Origin of the sequence: Streptomyces sp. CA-181903 (assembly GCF_050937075.1) — a bacterium.
Taxonomy (GTDB): domain Bacteria; phylum Actinomycetota; class Actinomycetes; order Streptomycetales; family Streptomycetaceae; genus Streptomyces.
Window position 1 is genome coordinate 233,194 of record NZ_JBNJLY010000001.1, and the last position, 20,115, is coordinate 253,308.

Here is a 20,115-nt window from a genome sequence, read left to right on the forward strand (position 1 = left end):
GCCCTGATGAACCGCATCTCTTCCCTGGACACGCGAAAGCCCACCGGCACGCACGGCACCGCCGGCACGCACGGCACCGCCGACGCCCACGGTTCCGCGCACACGCACGGCCCCGCGGACACCCGCGACTTCACCGACACCCACGAACGTGCCGACACCCACGAACGCGCCGGTGAGCGCCCCACGACCGCCGTCAGGCCGGACGCCGAGCACCCCGGCCACGTACACCATCCGGCGGGACACGCCCCCGGGCACCGCGACGCCGCACGCCGGCGCCGTAACGCCGACTTCATGGCCGTAACGTCGTTCGTCACGGGCCTCCTCGGGCTGCTGATCGCCAACGTCGTCTTCGGCCCCTGCGCCATCGCGCTGGGTGCCGTCGCCCTCGCCCGGGGCACCGCCCGGCGTTTCCGCGCCCGACTCGGCATGGTGCTGGGCGTCATCGGGCTGGTGCTGTTCGTCGTGCTCTCGGTGGCGGACGGGACGCCGAGCTGGCATCTCTGAGCCCGCGGGGGCGTCCGGGCGCGCCGGCACGGCACCACCCGCGCCGGCGCCCCGCCTGCCGGGCGGCCACCCGACCCGGCCGCCGGCCCGCACGACCTCCACGTGCGCGCGGGCCAGTCTCCGTCGTTCCCGTCCCGGAGGAATCCGGGCGGGGCGCCGGGTCAGTGGTCGACCTGCACCTCTTCCAGGCCCAGGTACATCACGGACGGCCGCGCCGGGTTGAAGGCGATGGCCGAGATGCCGTCGTGGGCGTTGTGCGTCTTGCCGACCTTGCCCGTCCGCGCGTCGTAGCGGTAGAGGTCGGTGCCGTACGCCTGGAAGTACGTGCCGTACTCGAAGTAGAGGACGTTGGCGTCCACGGGACTCGGCGCCAGCAGGGTGCTGTTGGTGAGCTCGGTGTCCGGGGTGTCGTCGACGATCCGGGTGTACGTCCGGCCGCCGTCGGTGGACCGGTACAGGTGCCGGCCCTCGGCGCCCGAGCCGGGCGCGGCCTCCACGAGGTCGATGCCCAGGGCGTAGACGACGTTGCGGTCGGCCGGGGAGACGGACGCGGCGAAGAGGTTGGACTTGCCGCCGGCCGTGGCGGACAGGCCGGTGGCGGCGGTCCAGGTGGCGCCGCCGTCGGTGGTGACCGCGCCGCCGGTCGTCATGCCGCCGGCGACCGCGTGGTCGAGGTCGGCGGGGTCGAAGGACACGGTGTAGAGGTTGGCCCCCGGGCCGAAGGCGAGCTTGCCGATCGGCTTCCAGGTGGCGCCGGCGTCCGTCGAGTCGTAGAGCTGCCCGTCGCTGCCGGCGAGGCGGACGTGGTCGCGGCGCGCCTTGTCGGTGCCGACGCCGACGATGTCGGCGCTGGGCGAGGACAGCTTGGTGACGGTCTTGCCGTCGACGCGGGCGAGGTAGCCGCCGTTCTTCTCCCAGGCGAAGGCCCGGCCGCCGGTGGCGGCGGTCAGCCAGGTGGAGCCGCTGCCGAGCGAAGCGACGCGGGTCCAGGTGCAGCCGGCGTCCGTCGAGCGCTGGAGCTCGTCGTTGTGCGTGGCGAGGAGCGTGTTGGGGGTGTCCAGCGCGACCAGGCCGTGGGTGTAGCTGACGGACTTCAAGGTGCCCGTCGTCGGGGCGAGGGTGGCGCCGTCGTCGGTGGTGAAGGTGACGGCTCCGTCGCCGGTGACCTTGGTGCACGAGGGGGCCCGCCACCCGGAGGTGGAGTCCGCCGCCTGGGCGGCGAGCGACGACTGGGCCAGGACGATGGTGGTGACGGCCGCGGTGACGGCCCATCCCATCCGCTTCACGATCTCTCCCTTGTGGGGCGCAGACATGAGGTTGTTGTTGACGATCAGGTTCTATCGGGGCGGAGCTTCGGAGCAGAACACGCTTGAGCGCCAATCTTCCTGTCCAGAAAGGATCTTGACGTAAGGTTTCCGGTCTGCGGGCGGGGGTTTCGTCACCCTTCCGTCCGCCGGTGTTCACCGGCGCGCCGTCCGGCCGTCCCCTCGGCCGCCCGCCCGTCCGGGCCCGCCGGTGCGGCGACGCCCCGGCCCGTCCGCGCGTCGCGCGATTCGCCGACGACGGAGGGCGGCCCTATACCGCTTTAGTCGGCCCGGCGCCGAAGCGTCCTCCGGGATGTTCATCCATTTACGATCTTGATCACGTCGGCCGCGCGACTTATTACCAGTGGGTATTCCTCAGCGGTCCCCACCTGCGCTTCCCCTTCGGGGATTCGCGCTCCCCGCCTTCCCCGCAAGCGGTCTTTGCCCCGGCCATCTATCGGCGGGCGGAAGCGATACGGGAGCAGGATCACATTCGAGCGATCACCCATTGACACGCCGCATTCGGTGATCAATCATCGCCGTACAGTCCAGACACCGATACACGGCGCCTGTCGTCCCGCGTTCCGTACGCCAGGGCGGCCTGTGCGGCCCGGAGGTTTGCCATGCCCTGACGACGCCTCATGAAGTCGCTCATGACGGTCGGTCGTTACCGGTGCCGCAGCCGGATTTCCCCCAGCAACCGCACGCTCCCCGCATGCCATCTCCCGTTTCCCCGTCGCCCCGTTTTCCCGTTTCCCCCGCACAAGCGGTGCGGTGCCGGGGCGGGCCCCGTCCCCCGTCCGGCGATCCCGGGCCACGGAACGGCGAAAGCCCGCCGCAGAACCACCCTCCCCTTGAGGAGAAGAAGCAGCCTTGCCCGCGCAGCAGACGCCCAGCGCCCCCTTCCCCAACAGCCCGACGCGGCGCGGAAGGAGTCGGCCGGCGGGCCGCCCGCCCGCCCCGCGCCGCCCGCCGCCCACGACCGGGACTCCGCTCCGGCGGCCGCCGCGCGGGATCGCGTCCCGGCGTCGTTCGCCCAGCGACGGCTGTGGTTCCTGGCCCAGTTGCCGGGGGCGAGCGAGGCGTACCACGTGCCGCTGGCCTTCGACGTGCGCGGCCCCCTGGACCGTACCGCCCTCGCCCGTGCGCTCGACGCCTTGACGGCACGTCACGAGGCCCTGCGTACGCGTCTGTTGGCGGTGGACGGCGAGGTGTTCCAGCAGGTGGATCCGGCGGACAGCGGCTTCGCGCTGTCCGTGGACGACCTGACGCGGGCCGTCGGCGCCGACGCCGGCCTGGCGGAGCGGCTGGAGCGGCTGCGGCGGGAGGAGGCCGCGGCCCCCTTCGACCTGGCCCGCGGTCCGCTCGCGCGCGGCCGGCTGGTCGTCCTGGGCGAGGACCGGCACCATCTGCTGCTGACCTTCCACCACACGATTTACGACGGCTGGACGGAAGTCCTGCTGATGCGGGAACTCGGCGCGCTTTACACGGCGTTCCTGCGCGGGGAACCCGATCCGCTGCCGCCGCTCGCCTCCGGATACACGGATTACGCCGTGCGGCAGAAGCGGGAGTGGGAGGACGGCACGTTCGCCGAGCAGGCCGCGTATTGGACGGAATCCCTGGCGGGCGCGCCGCCGTTGCTGGAACTCCCGACGGACCGGCCGCGTCCGGCGGAACAGGATTACCGCGGCGCCGAGGTCCGGTTCGCTTTCGACGCGGAACTGACGGCGGCGGTGAAGTCGCTCGGCGAGCGGCAGGGCGCCAGTTTGTTCATGACCGTGCTCACCGGCTGGTCCCTGCTCCTTTCCCGCATGTCGGGACAGCGGGATCTCGTCGTCGGGATACCCGTCGCGAACCGCCGGCGGGGCGATGTCGAGGACGTCGCGGGATTCTTCGTCAACACCCTCGCCCTGCGCGTCGACCTGTCCGGGGAACCGACGGTGGCCGAGGCGCTGGAGCGCGTACGGGCGGTGGCACGCGCCGGACTGCGCCGTCAGGACCTGCCGTTCGAGCACGTCGTGGAGCTCGTCAAGCCCGTGCGCAGCCCGGCGCACACCCCGCTGTTCCAGAACATGCTGGCGTGGCAGTACACGGACGGCGGCGCGCTGGAGCTGGCGGGCGCCGAGGTGACGCCGCTGCCGCTGCCGGCGCCCGGTGCCACGTTCGACCTGACGCTGATGGCGGCGGAGAAGGACGGCCGGCTGACCGGCAGCCTGCGCTACGCCGAGGCGCTGTTCGACGAGGTGACGGCCGAGCGGTACGTCGGCCGGCTGCGGCAGGTGTTGGCGTGGATGGCGGACGGCCCGGAGCGTCCGGTGGCGGATCTGTCGCTGCTCGACGGGCGGGAGCGCCGGCGGGTCCTGGAGGAGTGGAACGACACGGCCCTGCCGGGCGGCCCGGCGGGGCTGGTGGAGCGGTTCGAGGAGCAGGCGCGGACCCGCCCGGAGGCGACGGCCGTGGTGGACGGCGCCGTCCGCCTGCCTTACGCGGAGCTGGCCCGGCGCGCCGACCGGGTGGCCCACGCCCTGATCGCCCGGGGCGTGCGGCGCGGCCACGTGGTCGGGCTGCACATCCGGCGGTCGGCGGAGCTGGCGGTGGGTGCCCTGGGCGTCCTCAAGGCCGGCGGGACCTGTCTGCCGCTCGACCCTGACCTGCCGGCGGAGCGGCTGGCCGGGATGGTGGAGGACGCCGGTCCGGCCGTGGTGCTGAGCGCTGAGCCGGCGCCGCCCGGGGGCTGGGTACCGCTCGCCGCCGTGGAGGCGGAGGCGGAGCGCGAGGACGCGCCCGGCGTCGCCGTGTCCCCCGACGACCTGGCGTACGTCATCTACACGTCCGGTTCGACCGGCCGCCCCAAGGGCGTGGCGGTGCCGCACCGCGCCGTCCTCAACCTGCTGGACCACTGGGTGGCGCGCTGCGGCGCACTGCCCGGCGAGCCCGCGGCGCAGTGGGCGAGCACCGGATTCGACGTGGCCCAGCAGGAGTTGCTGCTGCCGCTGACGACCGGTGGTGTGCTGTACCCGGTGCCGGACGAGGTACGCCTCGATCCGGCGGCGCTGCTGGACTGGATGCGGGAGCACCGGGTGGCGCAGGCGTTCCTGCCGCCGGCCTTCGTCCGGTGGATCGACGAGGCGCCCGCCGAGCGGCTGAAGGGGCTGGCGCTGCGGCAGTTGCTGACGGGCGTGGAGTCGCTGCCCGAGGGCACGCTGCACCGCTTCACCGAGGCGCTGCCGGGCCTGCGGCTGCTGTACGGCTACGGGCCGACGGAGACGACGGTGTACAGCACGGCGTACTTCACGCCCCGGCCGCTGGACCGGCAGAGCCCGGTCGGCCGGCCGATCGCCAACACCCGGGTCTACGTGCTGGACGAGCGGCTCCGGCCGGTGCCGCCGGGTGTGCCGGGCGAGGTGTACGTGGCGGGCGCGGGCCTGGCCCGCGGCTATCTGGGCCGGCCGGGGCTGACGGCCGGGCGGTTCGTGGCCGACCCGTTCGGGCCGGGCGGGCGGATGTACCGCACCGGCGATCTGGCCCGGTGGCTGTCGGGCGGCGATCTGGAGTACGCGGGGCGCCGGGACGACCAGGTGAAGCTGCGCGGGTTCCGGATCGAGCCGGGCGAGGTGGAGGCCGCGCTGCGGGCCGAGCCGGGCGTCGGCGAGGCGGCGGTGCTGGTGGACCGGGCCGCGCGCGGCGGTCCCGTCCTGGTGGCGGCCGTGGGGCGGGACGGCGCGGAGCCGCGTCCGGCGGCGGAGTGGCGGGCGGCGCTGGCCCGCCGGCTGCCGGATTACATGATCCCGCAGGTCTTCGTGGAGTTCCCGCGGCTGCCGCTGACGCCCAACGGCAAGCTCGACCGCGCGGCGGTGCTGGAGCGCGCCGCGTCCCGCGGCCCGGCCGCCGTCAACCAGGCGAGCCCGCGTGACGACATAGAACTGACGCTGTACCGGATATGGCGGAGCGTGCTGCTGCATCAGGACATCGGCGTCCGGGACGACTTCTTCGCCCTCGGCGGCACGTCGATCTCGGCCATCAAGCTGGCGCACGCGGTCCGCGAGGCGTTCGGCGTGACGCTCCAGGTGCGGGACGTCCTGCTGCACCCGACGATCGAGGCGCTGGGCGGTCTGCTCCGCGAGGGCGCGGCGGAGCGCCGCCCCGGGAGCCTGATCGAGTTCCGTCCGGGTACGGGCGCCGCGCGGGTGGTCTGCGTCCACCCGGCCGGCGGTACGGCCTTCTGCTACCTGCCGCTCGCCGGGCTGCTGCCGGACGAGGTCGGGGTGACCGGCGTCCAGGCACCGGGCCTCAACGAGGGTGAATCGTTCCTGCCCACCGTCGAGGCGATGGCGGAGGAGTACCTGCGGCTGATCGAGCCACTGCCCGAGGGGCCGCTGGTGCTCACCGGGCTGTCGTACGGCGGCCTGATCGCGCACGAGATGGGCCGCAGGCTGGCGGCGGCCGGCCGCGCGGAGGTGAGCGTGGTGCTGCTGGACACCCACGGCACCGACGACCCGGCCGAGCGGGCGGCGATCGAGCCGGTGGAGCTCGCCGAGTTCCGCGACAAGCTCGTCCGCTTCAACGGGATGTACCCGGGCATCGACGACGAGCAGATCGAGCGGTACTTCCGGGTCTACAACCACAGCCGGCTGACGACGCGCGACTACGAGGTCCCGCCGACGGCCGCCCGTACGGTGCTGCTCCAGGCCGAGGGCCCGGAGGACGACCGGGTGACGCCCGAACAGCTGGCCCGCCAGCGGGAGTTCTGGGCCCGGCGGGCCGGGGACGGCCTGACCGTCGAGCCGCTCGCGTGCGGCCACTGGGACGTGCTGGAGGGCGGCGGCGTGGTCCGGGTGGCCGAGCTGATCGGGGCCGAGCTGTCCCGCCTCCCGGCGTCCCCCGCCGCCGTCCCCACCCCTCGTACCGCCCCGGCGCAGGAGACACGATGACGAACACCCCCCTCGGCCTGGCCCGGAGCGTCCTGGAACAGGCCCGCCGCACCCCGTCCGCGCCCGCCGTGGCGGAGGGCGACCGGATCCTCGACTACGCCGGGCTCGACGCCGGTTCCGCCGCCGTCGCCGGCGCCCTGCGCGCCCACGGGGTGCGGCCGGGGCAGGCGGTGGCCGTGGCGCTGCCGCGCTCGGCGCGCCTGGTCCGGGTGATGCTGGGCGTGCTGCGGCTGGGCGCCGTGGTGGTCCCGCTGGACGTGCAGAGCCCGGCCGGCCGGCAGCGGCACATCCTCGCCGACTCGGGCGCCACCGTGGTGGTGCACGACGGGACGCCGCCCGCCGGCGCGGGCGAGGGCGTCACACCGCTGGAGGCGTCGGCTCTGGAGGCCGGCCCGGCGGCGGTCGGGCCGGCGGCCGACCCGTCCGGGACGGCGTTCGTCTTCTACACCTCGGGCACCACCGGCCTCCCCAAGGGCGTGGAGGTGCCGGGCGCCGGGATCCTGCGGCTGGCCCGGGAGGGCTGGCTGCGGCCCGGTGGCCCCAAGCGGCACGCCTGGCTGGCCAATCCGGCGTTCGACGCGCTCAGTTTCGAGGTGTGGGTGCCGCTGCTGACCGGCGGTTGCTGCGTGGTGTTCGACGACGCGACGGTGCGGTCGCCCGAGCTGCTGGACGCCGCGCTGCGCGATGCCCGGATCGACACCCTGTTCGTCACGACGGCCCTGTTCAATGCCGTGGTCGACACCGTCCCCGGCTGTTTCGCGGGCGTCGGCGAGGTGCTGGTCGGCGGCGAGAAGCTCACCGCCCGCGTCATCCGCGACTGGTACCGCGCCAACCCGGACAGCACCACCACGCTGTACAACGCCTACGGCCCGACGGAGTGCAGCACGTTCGCGCTGGCGTACCCGATCCCGCGCGGCTTCGACGGCGACGCGGTGCCGATCGGCCGCCCGCTGCCCGGCACCGGCGCGCTCGCCGTGGCCGGCGACCGCCCGGCCGCCCCGGGTGAGCTCGCCGAACTCCTGCTCTCCGGCGAGGCGTTGGCGGCCGGTTACCGCAACCGGCCCGAGGAGACCGCCCGCGCGTTCGTCCGCCTGCCGTGGCACGACGGCGGCCGGGAGCGCCACTACCGCACCGGCGACCTCGTCCGGCTGGACGACGACGGGCTCGTCACCTACGTCGGCCGCGTGGACCGGCAGGTGAAGGTGCGGGGCTTCCGCATCGAGCCGGGCGAGCTGGAGCAGCGGATCACGGCCCATCCGGCCGTCCGCCGGGCCCATGTGTGCGCCCGGCCCGACGCGGCCGGGGTGCTGGAGCTGCTGGCGTTCGTGGTGCCGGACGAGGGGCTGTCGTACGAGGAGTTCGACCGTCATCTGACCGCGGCCCTGCCGCCGTACATGCGCCCGCACCACCTGTACCGGGTGGCGGCGCTGCCGCGGAACGTTAACGGCAAGGTCGACGAGGCCGCGCTGCTGGCGTACGACGGGGAGCCGTGGCGCCCCGGGCGGGCGCCGGGCGGTGGGGACGGTGGCGGTGACGGGGACGTCACGCCGTGGCAGCGCGAGGTGCTGGGCCTGGCCGAGGGGGTGCTGGGCGTCACCGGTCTGCGGCCGGGCGACCGCTGGATCGCCAGTGGCGGCGACTCCCTCAAGGCGCTGCGGCTGCGCTTCGAGGCGCGCCGCCGCTGGGGCTGCGAGCCGCCGCGCGCGGCCGTGATCGGCGGGGACTTCGCGTCCTTGGCGGCCGCCCTCGCCGCGCTGCGCGACGGCGCGCCGGCGGCGTACCCGCCGGTGCCCGCCCCGACGGACGCCCGGTCGGCGCCCGCGACCTCGGAGCAGCAGCGGCTGTGGCTGCTCCAGCAGCGGGACCCGGACTCCCGCGCGTACCACGTGGGCATGGCCTTCCGGCTGGACGGCGCCGTGGACGCCGGCGCGCTGCGCGAGGCGCTGCGCCTGCCGGTGGTACGCCATCCGGCGCTGCGTACGGCCTTCGTCCCCGCGGCCGAGGGGCTGCGGCAGGAGGTCGGCGCGCCCTACGACCCGTGGGTGACCGGCACGGACACCGGGGACGAGGCCCGACACAGGTTCCTCACCGCGCCGTTCGACCTTTCCCGGCCCGAGATGTTCCACGCCCGCTGGCTGCCGGACGGCGACGACGGTGGGACGCTGTTGCTGCGGCTGCACCACATCGCGATCGACGGCTGGTCGCTGAACGTGCTGTTCGAGGAGGTGTCCGCGGCGTACGCGGCCCTGGTGTCCGGCGCGGAGCCGGTCGGGCCGGCCGCCGTGCCGACGCCGCTGGACTTCGCCGGGTGGCAGGCCGAGTGGTTCGCCGCGCCCGGTTACGCGGAGCAGCGGGCCGCGCTGCGCGAGCTCCTGGACGGCGTCGAGGAGGCGGAGCCCGCGCTGCCGTCCCTCCCCCGGCCGGCGGAGCCCGGGCGGCTGCTGTGCACCACGCTCGACGGCGAGCGGCGGGCCGTACTCGACCGGCTCTGCGCCGACCTGGGGCTCACCCGCTTCCAGCTGCTGCTGGGCGTGTACGCGTGGAGCCTGTACGGGGTGGCGGGCCGGACCCGGCCGCGGCTGGCGGGCCCGGTGGCCAACCGGCCGGTGCGGGAGTTCGCGGACAGCGTCGGTATGTTCGCCAACACCGTGCCGCTGCCCGTCGAGGTGGCACCGCGCGAGAGCCTGCGCGGTCAACTGCTGCGCCAGGGCGATCTGGTGCGGGAGGTGCTGGAACGGCAGGACGTGGCGTTCGCGGACGTCCTCGCCGACCGGCCGTCCCGCGCGGACGGGCCGCCGTTCGACTTCCTGTTCGTCCTGGAGAACACGGACTTCTCCGCGCTGTCCCTGCCGGGCGTCGCGACGCGCCCGCTGTGGCCGGCGCCCGCGGACGCGAAGTGCCCGATGACGCTGTCCGTCGTGGAGCGCGGCGACAGTCTGGACTGCCTGTGGGAGTACGCGGCCGATCACTTCACGGCCGACGAGGTCGCGGCCATGGACGCCCTCTTCCGGCGGGGCCTGGACGCGCTCGCCGAGGGCGGCGACACGACACCGGCCGAGCTGGTGGCCGGCTACCGGCGTGCCCTGCCGGAGCCCGGCCGGGGACCCGCGATCGAGCCGGCGTTCACCACGGTGGCCGAGGGCTTCGCCCGCCAGGCGCGCCGCACCCCGGAGGCGACGGCGGTGGTGACACCGGACGGCCGGGAGATCCGCTACGCCGAACTCGCTTCCTATGCGGCCGGGTTGGCGTCGGAGATCCGGCGGGCCCACCCGCTGCCGCCCGCCGGCCGCCCGGCGAGCGTCGCCCTGTACCTGGAGCCGTCGGCCGAGCACGTGGTGGCGCTCCTCGCGTTGGCCCGGCTCGGTGTGACCGCCGTCCCGCTGGACCCGGCGTACCCGCCGGAGCTGCTGCGGCAGGTGCTGGACCAGGCCGCGCCGCTGTGCGTGCTGGTCCCGCCGGGCGGCGCGCCCGCGCTCGACGCCATCGCCCCGGAGGGGCTGCCGCGCCACCCGGTGGTGCTGTCGGCGGCGCCGGACGGCACGGAACTCCCCACGCCGGACGGCACGCGCCCGCTGTACACGCTGTTCACCTCCGGCTCGACGGGCCGCCCCAAGGGCGTCCAGGTGCCCGACGCGACGCTGTGCAACCTGCTGCGCTGGCAGGAGACGGACGGCGGGCTCGCGGGGCCCGCGGTCACCCAGCAGTTCTCGATGCTGTCGTTCGACGTGTCGTTCCAGGAGATCTTCACCACGCTGACCGGCGGCGGCCGGCTGCACCTGGTCCGGCCCGACTGGCGGCGCGACGCGCCCGCGCTGCTCGACCGGTTGGAGGCCGACGGCGTCGAGCGCCTCTTCCTGCCCTACGTGGCCCTCCAGTTGCTCGCCGAGCACGGGGTGCGGCTGGGCCGCTTCCCGTCCCGGCTGCGCGAAGTGGTCACGGCGGGCGAGCAGTTGCTGTGCACCGACGCCATCCGCGGCTGGTTCGCGGGGCTGCCGGGCGCCCGGCTGTTCAACCACTACGGGCCGACCGAGACACACGTCGTCAGCGGCCTGTGCCTGGACGGCGACCCGGCCGGCTGGCCGTCCCGCCCGGCGATCGGCCGCCCGGTGGCGGGCGCCGTGCTGCGGGTGGTGGACGCGGCGGGCGAGCCCGTACCGCCGGGCTGCCCGGGCAGCCTGCTGATCGGCGGCCCGATGGCCGCGCCCTGCTACCTGGGCGACGCGGACCTCAACGCCGCCCGGTTCACCGAGGTGCCCGGCGAGGGGCTGTTCTACCGCAGCGGCGACCGGGCGTCCTTCGACCGGCAGGGGCTGCTGCACTACCTGGGCCGCGAGGACCAGCAGGTCAAGCTGAGCGGCCACCGGCTGGAGCTGGGGCAGGTGGAGGCGGCGCTGCTGCGCCACCCGGCCGTCGTCAACGCCGTCGTGGCGCAGGACGGCGGGCGCCTGGTGGCGTCCCTCCAGTGCCACGGCGAGCCGCCTGCCGCAGACGACCTGACGGACCATCTGGCCGGGCTGCTGCCCCCGCACGTGCGGGTGGACCGCTTCCGCGTCGTGGAGGCGCTGCCGCTGACGCCCAGCGGCAAGCTGGACCGCCGCCGCGCCCTGGCGGCACCGGGTACGGACCTGCGCCCGCGGAGCGCTTCCGGACCGGCGCTGTCGCCGTTGGAGGCGCGGATCGCGGGGCTGCTGGAAGAGGTGCTGGGCCGTCCCGTCGGCCCGGACGAGCGGTTCTTCGACGCCGGGGCGTCCAGCCTCGACCTGATGCGCTTCCACCTGCGCTGCACCGGCGAGCCCGGGCTGCGGTTCTCGATCCCCGACCTGTTCGAGCACGTGTCCGTGCGGCGGCTGGCCCGCTTCCTGGAGGCGGGCGCCACGCCGGACTCCCCCGTCGTCGCCGAAGACCGACCCGCCGCCGACGAGCCGATCGCCGTCGTCGGCATGGCCGTCCGGCTGCCCGGCGCGGACGACCTGGCCGCCTTCTGGGACCTGGTCCGCGAGGGCCGGCGCGGCATCGAGACCTTCGAGGCGGCCGACGGACTGGTGGGCGCCCGCAGCCAGTTGACGGGCCCGCTGGACTTCGACCCGGAGCACTTCGGCATCAGCCGGCAGGAAGCGCGGCTGATGGACCCTCAGCAGCGCCACCTGCTGATGGCGTCGGTGCAGGCGCTGGCCCACGCCGGGATCGCCGGCGACACGGCGGCGCGGCGCACCGGCATCGTCGCCGGCTGCGGGGAGAACACCTACTTCCAGTCCCTGCTGCGGGACGCCGACCCGGCCGCGCTGCCGGACGCGTTCCGGCTGGCCCAGCACCACGACAAGGACTTCCTGACCACCAAGGTCGCCTACCACCTCGGGCTGCGGGGCCCGGCGTTCACCGTGCAGGCGGCGTGCTCCAGTTCGCTGCTCGCGGTGCACGTCGCGGCCGGGCTGCTGCGCCAGGGGGACGCGGAGGTGATGCTCGCCGGCGGCGTCCTCGTCGACCCGACGCTCACCGGCGGCTACCGCTACCAGTCGCAGCACATCTTCTCCCCCGACGGTCACTGCCGCCCGTTCAGCGACGACGCCGCCGGGACGGTCGGCGCGAGCGGTGTCGGCGTGGTGGTGCTCAAGCCGCTGCGGCTGGCCCGGCGGGACGGTGACACCGTGTACGCCGTCGTGACCGGCTCGGCCGTGAACAACGACGGTTCGGACAAGATGAGTTACAGCGCGCCATCGCTCGCCGGGCAGCGTGAGGTGATCCGTACCGCCCTGCGGCGCAGCGGCCGGACCGCGGCCGACCTCGGCTACGTCGAGGCGCACGGCACCGGCACCCGGCTCGGCGACCCGGTCGAGGTGGGCGCGCTGCGGCAGGCGTACGGCCTGGAGGAGCCGGGCCGGTGCGCGCTGTCGTCGGTGAAGAGCCAGTTGGGGCACCTGGGGGCCGCGGCGGGTGTCGTCGGGCTGGTCCGGGCGGTGCTGGCGGTGCACCACGGCGTCGTCCCGCCGACCGTCGACTTCCGGCGGCTGAACCCGCAGATCGCCGACGAGCGGCTGCCGTTCCGGATCCCGACGGCGGCGGAGCCCTGGCCCGCGGACCGGCCGCGGGTCGCGGCGGTGAGCAGCTTCGGCATCGGCGGCACCAACACCCACGTCGTCCTGGAGGCCGGCGAACCGGCCGCCCCCGACGCCGCCGGGCCGGTCCTGCCCGTCCTGCCGCTGTCCAGCGGCAGCGAGGCCGGGCTGCGCGCCGACGCGGCACGGATCGCGGACTATCTGGAGGCGCGTCCGGAGGCGTACGGGCGGGTGCTGCGGCACCTCCAGGCCGGGCGCCCGGCCCGCGCGTGGCGGGCGGCGGCGGTGTGCGCCGACGCGGCGGAGGCGGTGGCCTGGCTGCGGACGGTGACCGGCGGCACGGCCGTGACGGCGGACGGCACGGCCGTCGACGCCGTGGGCCGGCCGGCCGGGGAACTGGCGGCCGCGTGGCGGGCCGGTACGGACGTCCGCTGGCCGGCGGGCCCGGCGCAGGCGCCGTGGGACTTCCCGCCGCCCGCCTTCGGCCTGGCCCGCTACGAGATCGAACGGGCGGCCCCCGCCGAGAAGCCTTCCTGGCCCGAGCGGCTGCCGGAGGCCGAGTGGCTGCGCCAGCCGCACTGGGTGCGGCGGCACCACGCGGCCGCGGACCCGGCGTCCCGCGTCGCCGGCACGCTCGTCGTCCTGACGGACGGGCCCCTCCCGGACGGCGCGCTGCGCCCGTTCGAGGCGGCGTACGAGCGGGTGGCGCACGTCCGTGCGGCGGCGACTTTCGCCCGCGTCGGCGCGGACCGGTACGAGGCCGACCCGGCCGACCCCGCCTCGCTGCGGCGGCTGTTCGAGGCGCTCGCCGGCGCCGGGGCGGACACGGTCGACTGGCTGCACGCGCTGCCGCTCGCCGTCGAGGGCCCCGTCGGCGAGGAGTCGCTCGACCGCGCCCGCCGGGCGTGTCTCGACACCCCCGCCGCGCTGCTCCGGGCCGCCGCCGACCTGCCGGCCGGGACACGGCTGCGCCCGTGGTGGCTGTCGTACGGCGCCCAGCCCGTCGAGGGCCCGGTCACCCGCCCCGAACTCGGGCTGCTGGCGGGCGCGGCGGAGGTGGTGCCGCAGGAGAGCGGCGTGGACGGCCGCTGGCTGGACCTGCCGGGCCGCGACCCGGCGCACTGGGCCGCGCTGCCCGCCCTGCTGGCCGAGGCGGACGCGGGTGCGGAGCTGCCGCGCCGGCTGGCGCTGCGGCAGGGTTACTGGTGGCGGCAGGCGCTGCTGCCGGTGCCCGCGCCCGCCCCGGTGGCGGCCCCGGCGCGGCCGGTGGGCCCGGGTACGTACCTGGTGCTCGGCGGGACGGGCGGCATCGGCCGCAGCGTCGCCGCCTGGCTGCTGGAGCACGCCGACTGCCGGGTCGTGCTGCTGGCCCGCCGCGCGGAGCTCCCGGAGGAGCTGACGCCGTGGGCCGACCGCGTCGACCTGCTGGAGGCGGATCTCGCGACGGTGGCACCGGAGGCGGTCCTCGACCGGCTCACGACCCGTGTCGACGGTGTGGTGCACGCGGCGGGCGTGGCCGCGGGCGGCCTTCTCGCCCGGCGCGACGCCGCCGCGGCGCGGGCGGCCTCGGCGGCCAAGCTGCGCGGCGCGCTCCTGGTGGAGCGGCTGATCGAGCGCGACCGGCCCGCGTTCGCCGTCTACTGCTCGTCGATGGCGGCGCAGTTCGGCGGCGTCGGCCAGTTCGACTACGCCGCCGCCAACGGCCTGCTGGACGGGTTCGCCCGGTATCAGGGGGACGGGAGCACCCTGCGGATCGGCGTCGACTGGGACGTGTGGAGCGAGACCGGCATGGCGCTGGGCGCGCTGCACGCCGACGCCCGCCACCAGGCGCACCTGGCGGTGGGGTTGACGGTGAAGGAGGGGCAGCGGCTGTTCGCCGACGCCCTGCGGCTGCGGCTGCCGCAGCTCCTGGTGTCCACCACGGATCCGGAGGAGGCGCGCGTCTTCTACGCGCCGCCGCCGGGTGAGGACCGGCCGACGGCTCCCGAGGCCGCGGTGGCCCCGGCCGCCGCCGAGCGGCTCGCGGAGTGGCTGTGCCGCTCCCTGGGCGTGGACGGGCTCGACCCCGAGGCGTCCCTCTACGACCACGGCGCGGACTCGCTCACCCTCCTCGATCTGATCAGCACGGTCGAGGAGGAGTACGGCGTCGAGCTCGAACTGTCGCGGCTGAGCCACCGGGTGAACCTCACGGAGGTGCTGGCGCACCTCGCGGCGGCCACCGGCGCTTCCGGTGCGGCCTCGGACGAGGTGCCGCTGGACGTCTGGCAGGAGGGTGCGGGCGGCGACGTGCTGTGCCTCGTGCACCCGGTCGGCGGGGACGTGCAGGCGTACCGCGAGCTGGTGTCGGCCCTCGACCCCCGGCTGACGGTCTGTCTGATCAGCGACCCGGGCCTGCGCGGCGCGGAGGCCCCGGACTGGACGGTCGCCGAGCGCGCGGACCGCTACCTGGCGGCGCTGCGCCGGCGCTTCCCCCGGGACGCCTGGCGCTGGCGGCTGGCCGGCTGGTCGTTCGGCGCCTGGGTGGCCCAGGCGATGGCGGCCGGGGCGGAGGCGGCCGACGGGCCGGTCGCGGAGCTGTACCTGCTGGACCCGCCGCCGCCCGGCGCCGGGCAGGACGTACTGGGTTACGACGAGGGCCAGTTGGAGCGGCTGTTCGCCCGGGAGCTGGCCGAGTCCGGTTCCGGCGGGGCGGCGGGCCCGGAGACCCGGGCGTACGCGGAGCGGCTGGCGCGCTGTTGCCGCGCCAACCTGGCCGGCATGGCGGCCCACGAGCCGCCGCCGCTGCCCGCCACGCCGGTGCGGCTGTGGCTCGCGGACCGGGCGGAGTCCGGGCTGCCGTCCCGGGTGCCGGCCGAGGAGCAACGACGGCTGTGGGCCGAGCGGTTGGCGCTGCTGACGGAGGCCCGGTGCCTGGACACCACGCACTACGGGATCGTCCGGGCGCCGCACGTGACGGCGGTCGCCGAGGCCGTCAACGCGGCGTGCGTCCCCGCGCCGACGACCTGACGCCCCATCAACCGACAACGCCCACCACACGGACGAACCGAGGCCGAGAACCCCACCCCATGAATCCCTATCAGTCACTCCCGCCCCGCTCCTTCTGGCGGACCGCGGTCGCCGAGCCCGCGTGGGCGGACATCGACGACCTCTGGACGCCGAAGTTCGCCATCGGCCAGGACGACCTCCTCCTCACGGCCGGGTCCTGCTTCGCCCGGCACATCGGCCGCGCCCTGCGCGACCGGGGCATGAACTGGCGGGACACCGAGCCCGCGCCGCCGGGCCTGACACCGGAGCAGCGCCGCGACCGCCACTTCGGCGTGTTCTCCTTCCGCACCGGCAACATCTACACCGCCGCCGTGCTCCGCCAGTGGTTCGCGTGGGCGTTGGGCACGGAGGAACCGCCGCGGGACGTCTGGATCGAGGACGGCCGCTTCCACGACCCCTGCCGCCCGGCGGTCGAACCGGCCGGCTACGCCTCCGCCGAGGAGCTGTTCGCCGCGCGGGAGGCGACGCTCGCCGCGGTCCGCGAGGGCCTCGCGGAGGCGGACTGCCTGATCTTCACGCTGGGGCTGACCGAGGCGTGGCGCGACCGCGACGGCGGCACGGTCCACCCGGTCTGCCCGGGTACCGTGCGCGGCACCTTCGACGCCGAGCGGCACGTCTTCCACAACTTCACCTTCGACGAGGTGCGCCGGGACCTGACCGCCGCCCTGGAGCTGGCCCGGTCGGTCAACCCCGGCCTGAAGGTGCTGCTCACCGTCTCGCCGGTGCCGCTCACGGCGACCGCGACCGGCGGCCACGCCCTCACCGCCACCACGTACTCGAAGTCGGTCCTGCGGGCCGTCGCCGGCCAACTCGCCGCCGAGTACGAGTACATCGACTACTTCCCGTCGTACGAGATCGTCACGGGCACCCCGTTCCGCGGTGTGTTCTTCGAGCCGAACCTGCGGACGGTGACGCCGGAGGGCGTCGCGTTCGTGATGGACCGGTTCTTCGGCGCGCTCGACGGCCGGCGGGACGTCGCCCTGAAACCCGCCGCCCCGGAATCCGTCGCCCCGGAACGCGCCGTGCCGGAGCCCGCCACGCCGGCCCCCGACCCTTCCACCGCCCAGCCCACCGCCGGAGAGGACTTCTGGTGTGACGACGCCGTACTCGACTACTACAGCCCCCGCTAGGACTCCGGCCCCCGCCAGGTTCCTGCTGCTGGGCGACTCGCACGCCGGCCCCGTCGGCCGGGCGGCCCAGGCGGCCCGCATCCCCTTCGCGGGCGGGCCCATCGGCTCGGGGCGGGACTTCACCGCCGGCTTCCACGACCTGCGCGGGAACGACGTCGTCTTCCGCGACGCGGAGACGGAGGCCCGCTACCGGGCGGCCCTCGACGAGCTGGGCGTGCCGGGCCTGGACGGGCTGACCGTGCCGCTGGTATGCACGTTCGGCTTCAGCGCCCACTTCGTCGCGACCACGGAGAACTGGCGGATCTACCGCACCCGCGGCGGCGCCTTCCCGCCGGGCTTCCTGGACAGCCCGCTGTTCGACGCGCTCGTCCGGGCGGCCGTCCGCGACGCGCTGGCGTTCTACGCCCACGCCCGCGGCCTCGGCCTGCGGGTGCTGGCGGTGATGCCGCCGCAGCGGGTGCCCGGCATGTCGGACCGCGAGGTGTTCATGGCGGCGCAGGAGCGCGTCCGCCGGGCCGTCGCCGAACTCGGCGTGGAGGTCGTGGACCTGCGCGCCCGCACCACCGACGCGTCGGGGCTCCAGCGGCCCGAGCTGTGCGAGAAGGACGACATCATCCACGGCAACCTCGCCTTCGGCCGCATCATCCTCGCCGAACTCCTCGACCGCGGGCTCTGAAGCCCCCACCCCTACCGCGACGCAGTACAGGAAAGGCCATGGAAGACTACGCACTCGACGCCGTGAAGGCGCTCACCACCCGCCCGAAGCCCGCCTACGAGACCATCACCCTGGACCCGCTGACCCCGGTCCTCGGCGCGGAGGTCTCCGGTGTCGACCTCTCCCAGGAACTGACGGAGCGTCAACTCACGGAGATCAAGGACGCTTTCCTCGCCCACCACGTCCTGGTCTTCCGCGACCAGGAGATCACGCCCGAGGACCACAAGCGGTTCGCGGCGCACTTCGGCCCGCTGCACCCGGTGGCACTGGCCGCCCCCGACAGCGACCCGTACGTGCTGGAGATCAGCGCCTCGGCCGAGTCGAGGAACGTGGCGGGCAACGGCTGGCACGCCGACGGCACCGCCGACGCCGAGCCGTCGCTCGGCTCGATGCTGCACATCACCCGCATACCGGAGGCCGGCAGCGGCGGCGACACCATGTTCGCCAACATGCACCTCGCCTACGAGATGCTCTCCCCCGCCATGAAGGCGTTCCTCGACGGCCTCACCGCGGTCCACGACGGTGCCCAGCCGTGGGGCAAGCAGGGCCCGCCGGCCGAGTACGAGGTGCCGGTGAACGAGCACCCGATCGTCGTCCGCCACCCGGAGACCGGCCGGAAGCTCCTCTTCGTCAACCGCCCGTACACCTCGCACATCCCGCAGCTGTCGGCCGCGGAGAGCGAGGCCCTGCTGGAGATGCTGTACCGGCACATCGCCGACACGCCGCTGCTCGTCTGCCGGGTGCGCTGGCAGCCGAAGACCCTGGTGTTCTGGGACAACCGCTGCGTCCAGCACCACGCGATCTGGGACTACTTCCCGCACAGCCGCTACGGGCGGCGGGTCGCCATCGACGGGACGAAGCCGCAGGCTTGACGGACCGTCAACGGCGGTCCGCCCGCTCCGCGTTCACGGGGCGGGCGGACCGCCGTTCGGCGTGCCCGTCAGGGCCCGGTGTCCCCCGGGTGGGAGCAGAGCCCGCCCCGGTAGCCGCTGTCGTACCAGGCGCCGGTGGCGTCGAAGTCGAGATTGGTGCGGCCCGGTCCGACGCAGCGGTGGTAGTTGCCCCGGGGAACCGGGTGACCTGGATCCACACGTTGGTGTTGGTCGCGCAGTGCTCGTAGTAGGCGCGCTCGCCGCCCCTGCTCTCGTTCCAGCCGCAGCCCTGGATCCGTTCCGGGGCGGCCGTCGCGGGAGCGACCGTGGCACAGGCGAGGGCGCCGGCCAGGGTGACGGCCGCGAGGCCGAGCCGGGCGGTGGTGCCGGACAGTGATCCGCGGAGTTTCATGCGTCGTCTCCTTCGCCGGAGGGTGGTGGCGGAGCCGGTCCCGCCACCGCTGCTGACGACGCCAGAGTGGCCTGGCGGGAGCTGTGTCACCAGGCGTTTCGACGGTGCTCGAAGGGGTCGGAACGGCGTTTCCCGGATCGAACCGCCGTCCGTTTTCCCAGGGGCTCCCGGCCCCGGCCGCGTCACTCCCCCGCGGCCCGCTCCAGGCTCTCGGCCAGACCCGCCGCGAGCCGCCCGCAGGCCGCCCGGCGCCGCTCCTCCCGGCCGTCCGCCGTGTCCTGCCCGGCGAGCGCGAGCGCGTAGGCGTTCACCGAGGCGAACGGGTAGCACGCCGCGTAGGCCGCCGGGTCCGCCGCCGCGTAGGCCGCCGCCAGGGCGCGGGCGTGCACGAGGGCGTTGGCGTCGGCGTACGAGGTCACGTTGGCGCCGGTGCTGAGCTCGGCGTAGCCGTCCGCGAACTCCTGGGCCTCCGCCTCGCCGTAGTCGTTGGTGCGCGCCCAGGCGAGGGCATTGGACGCGGCCGTGGCGAAGGCGTCGCCGTACGGGTAGGCGCGCCGGTGGACGTCCCGCAGGACGGGTTCGAGGGCGCCGGCCCAGGCGTCCTCCGCGACCGGCTCCCCCGCCGCCGCCCGCAGGTGCAGCGCGCGGACGGCCTCGTAGGGCACCGCCTCGTCCGGCCCGGCCAGCAGCGGTACGACGGTGCGGGCGTGCCAGTCGTGGACGACGGTGAGGGGGACGCGGCCGTCGAGGCGGGCGCAGGCGTCGTGGACGCGCCGGGCCCACTCCCCCGCCGCTTCGGAGCCCTGGCCACCCTGGCCGTTCTGCGCGTCCTGCACGTCCTGCACGTCCGGACCGGTCCGCCCGTCAGGCCCGGTCTGCCCGTCCCACAGCGCGCCGGCGAGCTGGACGAGCCAGTCGGGCAGGTCCGGTCCCTGCGCGGGCCGCCCCTCCCACCGGCCGGCCGCGGCGGCGTCGAGCCGGGCGAGGAAGCGCGGGAGTGCCTCGGCGGAGGGCGCGGGACGGCTCACGGTTCTTTCTCCTGTTCCGCTGTACTGCTGCGTGGTGCGGGCCGGAGCACTCGGGCCCGCACCCGTATCCTCACCCGCCGGGGACGCCGGGCGCGATGTCGCAATGATCACGTCCGGGCGG

9 protein-coding genes are annotated in these 20,115 nt (G+C 75.3%); 6 read left to right on the top strand and 3 right to left on the bottom strand.

What is annotated here, in order from left to right; all coding sequences use genetic code 11:
* The first annotated feature begins 6 nt into the window (after window positions 1–6).
* A complete protein-coding gene (locus ACQEVS_RS01095) occupies window positions 7–504 on the top strand; it encodes a DUF4190 domain-containing protein (protein WP_433013813.1) in 498 nt (165 codons plus the stop codon).
* Window positions 505–665: 161 nt separating this feature from the next.
* Here ACQEVS_RS01095 and ACQEVS_RS01100 read toward each other — a convergent pair whose 3' ends face one another.
* Window positions 666–1,781 (bottom strand): WD40/YVTN/BNR-like repeat-containing protein, encoded by a 1,116-nt coding sequence (locus tag ACQEVS_RS01100; protein ID WP_433027156.1) that lies wholly within the window; start codon window positions 1,779–1,781, stop codon window positions 666–668.
* Window positions 1,782–2,662: 881 nt separating this feature from the next.
* On the opposite strand from ACQEVS_RS01100, the gene ACQEVS_RS01105 reads away from it, so the two are divergent.
* From ACQEVS_RS01105 to ACQEVS_RS01125, 5 genes are read left to right on the top strand one after another with little or no spacing between them, the layout of a single operon-like run.
* Window positions 2,663–6,739, top strand: a complete 4,077-nt coding sequence (locus ACQEVS_RS01105) for a non-ribosomal peptide synthetase (protein ID WP_433013816.1) — start codon at window positions 2,663–2,665, stop codon at window positions 6,737–6,739.
* Complete coding sequence (locus ACQEVS_RS01110; RefSeq protein ID WP_433013819.1) at window positions 6,736–15,798, top strand: amino acid adenylation domain-containing protein; 9,063 nt, start codon at window positions 6,736–6,738, stop codon at window positions 15,796–15,798. Before ACQEVS_RS01105 ends, ACQEVS_RS01110 begins: the two co-directional genes overlap by 4 nt.
* 59 nt (window positions 15,799–15,857) lie before the next feature.
* Complete coding sequence (locus ACQEVS_RS01115) at window positions 15,858–16,967, top strand: GSCFA domain-containing protein (RefSeq protein WP_433013822.1); 1,110 nt, start codon at window positions 15,858–15,860, stop codon at window positions 16,965–16,967.
* Window positions 16,930–17,643, top strand: a complete 714-nt coding sequence (locus ACQEVS_RS01120; RefSeq protein WP_433013825.1) for a hypothetical protein — start codon at window positions 16,930–16,932, stop codon at window positions 17,641–17,643. Before ACQEVS_RS01115 ends, ACQEVS_RS01120 begins: the two co-directional genes overlap by 38 nt.
* Before the next feature lie 38 nt (window positions 17,644–17,681).
* The gene (locus ACQEVS_RS01125) at window positions 17,682–18,554 is read left to right on the top strand and encodes a TauD/TfdA dioxygenase family protein (protein ID WP_433013828.1); all 873 of its coding nucleotides are present in this window, start codon (window positions 17,682–17,684) and stop codon (window positions 18,552–18,554) included.
* Window positions 18,555–18,561: 7 nt separating this feature from the next.
* Here the strand turns inward: ACQEVS_RS01125 and ACQEVS_RS01130 are convergent, their stop codons facing one another.
* Window positions 18,562–18,966 (bottom strand): DUF6355 family natural product biosynthesis protein, encoded by a 405-nt coding sequence (locus tag ACQEVS_RS01130; RefSeq protein WP_433013831.1) that lies wholly within the window; start codon window positions 18,964–18,966, stop codon window positions 18,562–18,564.
* Window positions 18,967–19,148: 182 nt separating this feature from the next.
* On the bottom strand, window positions 19,149–19,994 hold the full coding sequence (locus ACQEVS_RS01135) for a SpcZ (protein WP_433013834.1): 846 nt from the start codon (window positions 19,992–19,994) through the stop codon (window positions 19,149–19,151).
* Window positions 19,995–20,115 lie beyond the last annotated feature (121 nt).